This window comes from Corallococcus aberystwythensis, from assembly GCF_003612165.1.
Taxonomy (GTDB): Bacteria; Myxococcota; Myxococcia; order Myxococcales; family Myxococcaceae; genus Corallococcus; species Corallococcus aberystwythensis.
This window is the reverse complement of sequence record NZ_RAWK01000442.1, coordinates 1-4,688: the sequence shown is the minus strand read 5'-3', so window position 1 is coordinate 4,688 and position 4,688 is coordinate 1. Positions and strand designations below refer to the sequence as shown.

Sequence of the window (4,688 nt, the reverse complement as noted above, 5' to 3'; positions counted from 1 at the left end):
CGCCCGTGGGCCGCATCAATGCCCCGTCGCAGCAGGCGGCCCGCACGGCGCGGACTTCCGACGACTCCGCCCCCCGCCCCACCCAGCGCCGCCCGCAGGTGGTGGTGGAAGAGGTGGAGGACGACGACGACGAGCCGGCGCCGCGCCGCCAGGGCGGGGCCAAGGGCAAGGGCAGCAAGACGCTGTCGCTGGTCCTGCTCATCCTCATCCCGCTGTTCGCGGGCGGATACGGCTTCTACTCGGCGCAGGCCAAGAAGCGCGGCCGCGAGCTCAAGAAGAACCTGGACGTCGCCACCGAGCAGCTCAAGCACGACTCGTTCGCCAGCTACAAGAAGGCGTGCGAGGCGGCGGACCTGGCGCTGGAGGTGGACCCCGACTCCACCGCGGCCCACGGTTACCTTTCGTACGCCTACGCCATCCGCTGGGGTGAGCACGGCGGCGGCGACGATGCGCGCCGTCAGGCCGAGGAGCACCTGGCCGCGGCCCAGAAGGGCAAGGAGCTGTCCAGCCACCTCATCGCCGCGCAGGCGCTGATCAAGACGTACAGCGGTGACGGCAAGGGCGCGCTGGGCTCGCTGGAGACGCAGGTCAAGGAGCTCAACGACCAGAACAAGGCGTCCTCGCTCCTGTACCTCACGCTGGGCCTCATCCAGATGAACGCGGGCGACCTGGAGCGCGCGCGTGACAGCCTGGAGCGCGCGCAGACGCTGGCGCCGGATGACCCGCGCGTCTACGCGGGCCTGGGCGCGGTGTACCGCCGGCTGGGCCAGGACAACACCGCCTGGAAGAACTACGACTTCGCGCTGCGCTACGAGAAGGACCACCCGGAGTCGCTGCTGGGCCGCTCGCTCCTCATGCTGGAGCAGGACGAGCCGAACTACGCGGTGGCCAGCCGGGACATCAAGAAGCTGCTGGAGGCGGAGCCGCCGCCCAGCCCGCGTCAGCTCGCCACCGCGCAGCTCGCGCGCTCGCTGCTCATCGCCCGCGTGGCGCTGGCCATGCCCACGCTCAAGCCGGACATGCAGCAGAAGATGACGGAAGCGACGGGCGTGCCCGCGGATCCCGCCAAGGCGAAGCAGGAGGTCACGAAGGCGGAGGAGACCGGCTTCGCGCTCGACAAGCAGAACCCGGAGCTGAACCTCATCAAGGGCCGCCGCCTGCTGGCGGAGGGCAACTTCGACGCGGCCGCGGAGGAGATCCGCAAGGCCATCCGCGTGGACGGCAGCCGCGCGCAGTTCCACGTCGAGCTGGCCAAGGCGCTGATGGGCAAGCCGGGCGGTGAGAAGGAGGCCTCCGAGGCGCTCGTCACCGCGCTCAAGACGATGGGCGACAGCCCCAAGCTGGTGGTGATGCTGGGCAACGCCTACCGCCGCCAGAACAAGCTGGATGACGCGCTCGCGCAGTACCAGCGCGCGGTGAAGGACCCCAAGGCGAAGAACCCGGAGGCCCGGCTCGCCATGGGCTCCATCTACCGGGAGCGCTCGGAGTGGGACAAGGCCAGGGAGCAGCTGGAGAAGGCCAGCCAGGAGTTCTTCGGCCAGCCGGACCGCGTCGCCATGGCGCTCACGGAGCTGGGCCGCGTCTACCAGGGCAAGGGCGACGCCGCGAAGGCGGACGAGAGCTTCCAGCGCGCGCTGTCCTCCGACGAGAACTACACGCCGGTGTACTACTTCTACGCGGCGCTGCTCTCCAAGGACCCCAAGCAGTCGAACAAGGTCCGCACGCTGGCGCAGGAGTACGTGAAGCGCGAGCCCAAGGGCGAGTACCTCGCCGACGCGCAGCGGCTCGCTTCGAACTGAAGCGTCCGCCCCCGTGGTTCCCGAGCGCCGCGACGCCCCTTCCGGGCCTCTCGGCGCTTCGTTTTTGAAGGGGGGCGACAAGGCAGGCTGATGTGGCGGGGCGCCGGAGCCTTGCCACCCCCTCCAGGTGACGGTATGGGAGGGTCCACCCCACACCCCCTGACCGGTAGCGACCGTGGTCGAGGGGCCTCCTGGAGTCCGCTTGAGCGCGCGTGCCCTGCCCATGTCGTCCACCGCGTCCGACCTGATCTCCCTCACCAAGCCCCGGCTGTCGTCGCTGGTGCTCATCACCGCGGCGGGCGGCATGTTCCTGGCGCCGGGGCACTTCACGCCGGTGCGGGCACTCATCACGCTCCTGGCGACGGCGGGGACGGTGGGCGCGGCGAACGCGTTCAACTGCTACCTGGAGCGCCACAGCGACCAGTTCATGGCGCGCACGCGCAACCGGCCGCTGCCCGCCGGGCGCATGGACCCGAACACGGCGCTGTGGTTCGGCCTGTCGCTGGCGGCGGTGTCGCTGCCGGCGCTGGTGATGGGGGCCAACCTGCTCACCGGCGTGCTGGGGCTCATCGCGCTGCTCAGCTACGTGCTGGCCTACACGCCGCTCAAGGCCCGCACGTCCGCGGCGATGCTGGTGGGCGCGATTCCGGGCGCGCTGCCCCCGCTGATGGGCTGGACGGCGGTGACGGACCGGCTGGACGCGGGCGGCTTCGCGCTCTTCGCCATCATGTTCCTCTGGCAGATGCCGCACTTCATCGCCATCGCGCTCTTCCGCAAGGACGAGTACGCCGCCGCGGGGCTCAAGTCCGTTCCCCTGGAGCGCGGGGACGAGTCCAGCCGCGCGCAGGTGGTGCTCTACCTGGTGGCGCTGGTGCCCATGACGCTGCTGCCGTTCCAGCTGCACATCGCCGGCACGTGGTACCTGGCCGCGGCGGTGGTGCTGGGGCTGGGCTTCCTTGGCCTGGGAGCGTGGGGCTTCTTCAAGCACCTGGGAAAGCCCTGGGCGCGCCAGACGTTCCTGTTCTCGCTCGTGTATCTCACCGGCCTGTTCGCCGTGATGGCGCTGGACCGCATCCCCCGCGGCTAGCACCCCCAAGCGCGGCGTCCGGGCGCGAGGTCGCCTTTTCGCATGCCTGACACCTCCGTTCCGACCCCGCCCCCGCCGCTGTTGCGCATCGAGGGGCTCACGCGCCGCTTTGGCGGACGTACCGCCGTGGACGGACTGTCGCTGTCCGTGCAGCCGGGAGAAATCCTGGGCCTCCTGGGGCCCAACGGCGCCGGCAAGTCCACCACCTTCCAGCTGCTCGCGGGCCTGCTCGCGCCGGACGCGGGGCAGGTGCACTTCGCCGGCAAGGTGCTGTCCCTGAGCGACCCCGCGCTGCGGCGGCGGATGGGCATCATCTTCCAGCGCAGCAGCCTGGATGACCTGCTCACGGCCCGGGAGAACCTGCTCCTGGGCGCGCGGCTGTACGGCCTCACGGGCGCGGACGCGAAGGCGCGCGGGGAGACGATGCTGTCGCTCATCGGCCTCCAGGACCGGGGCGATGAGAAGGTGGGCACCTGGTCGGGCGGCATGCGCCGGCGGCTGGAGCTGGCGCGGGCGCTGGTGCACCAGCCGCGCGTGGTGCTGATGGACGAGCCCACGCAGGGCCTGGACGAGGCGGCCTTCCGCACGTTCTGGACGCACCTCAAGCGGCTGCGCGACGCGCAGGGCGTCACCGTGCTGCTCACCACGCACCGCGCGGACGAGGCCGAGGGCTGTGACCGGCTGGCGGTGCTGGACGCCGGGAAGCTGGTGGCGTGCGACACGCCCCGGGCGCTCGCCGCGCGCATGGGCGGTGACATCCTGACGCTGGAGGCCCCGGAGCCGGAGGCGCTGGCCGCGCAGGTGACGGAGCGGCTGGGGCTCGAGGCGAAGGTGGTGGAGGGGCGGGTGCAGGTGGAGGCTTCACAGGGACATGCGCTGGTGCCGCGGCTGGTGGAGGCCTTCCCTCCGGGACGGTTCGCCTCCGTGTCGCTGCGCCGGCCCACGCTGGCGGACGTGTTCCTCCAGCTCACCGGGAAGGCGCTGGGGGCGGATGCTCCCTCGCCCACGCCCGCGCCGAGGAAACGCCGATGAGCGCCGACATCCCCGTTGCGTCCTCTTCCTCGCTGGACGCGCCCGCCGCGCCCGCCGCCGAAGCCCCGCGCCGGGAGCCGGGGACGCTGGCCTTGCAGTGGGCCACCGTGCGGGTGCTGCTCTCGCGCGACGTGGTGCGCTTCTTCCGGCAGCCCAGCCGGGTGATTGGCGCGCTGGCGCAGCCCATCCTGTTCTGGTTCGTCATCGGCTCCGGCTTCGCGGGGTCCTTCCGCGTGGAGGGCGCGCAGGGGCTGGGCTACCAGCAGTTCTTCTTCCCGGGCGTGGTCACCATGGTGGTGCTCTTCAGCGCCATCTTCGCGACCATCACCGTCATCGAGGACCGCAAGGAGGGCTTCCTCCAGGCGGTGCTGGCGGGGCCGGGCTCGCGGCTGGCGGTGGTGCTGGGCAAGGCGCTGGGGTCTTCCTCCATCGCGCTGATGCAGGCGTCGCTGTTCCTGCTCTTCGCGCCGCTGGCGGGCGTGGACGTGAAGGCGGTGGACTACCCGCTCCTCGCGGCGGTGATGGTGCTGTCGGCGCTGGCGCTCACCGGCATGGGCATGGCGCTCGCGTGGTGGGTGAAGTCGAGCGCGGGCTACCACGCGGTGATGAGCCTGGTGATGCTGCCCATGTGGGTGCTCTCCGGGGCCATGTTCCCGGTCAAGGGCGCCGGGCCGGTGCTGTCGTGGGTGATGACGCTCAACCCCATGCGCTTCTCCGTGGAGGGCGTGCGCCGCGCGCTGTACGGGGCGCAGGCGTCCATGGCGGTGGGC

The 4,688-nt window shown here is 71.5% G+C and carries 4 protein-coding genes; all 4 read left to right on the top strand.

The features are described 5' to 3' along the window. Positions 1 to 1,799 (top strand): tetratricopeptide repeat protein (locus tag D7W81_RS39890; RefSeq protein WP_244227762.1); only part of this gene is annotated, 1,799 nt, incomplete at its 5' end. A 223-nt stretch (positions 1,800 to 2,022) separates the two neighbouring features. Beyond that, a complete protein-coding gene (gene cyoE, locus D7W81_RS39885) occupies positions 2,023 to 2,886 on the top strand; it encodes a heme o synthase (protein WP_438503403.1) in 864 nt (287 codons plus the stop codon). 42 nt (positions 2,887 to 2,928) lie between these two features. Then, positions 2,929 to 3,918 carry an ABC transporter ATP-binding protein gene (locus tag D7W81_RS39880; protein WP_120560555.1) on the top strand — a complete coding sequence of 330 codons (990 nt, stop codon included), beginning with the start codon at positions 2,929 to 2,931 and terminating at the stop codon, positions 3,916 to 3,918. Next, a partial coding sequence (locus D7W81_RS39875) for an ABC transporter permease (RefSeq protein ID WP_120560554.1) occupies positions 3,915 to 4,688 on the top strand: 774 nt, incomplete at its 3' end. The genes D7W81_RS39880 and D7W81_RS39875, both read left to right, overlap by 4 nt.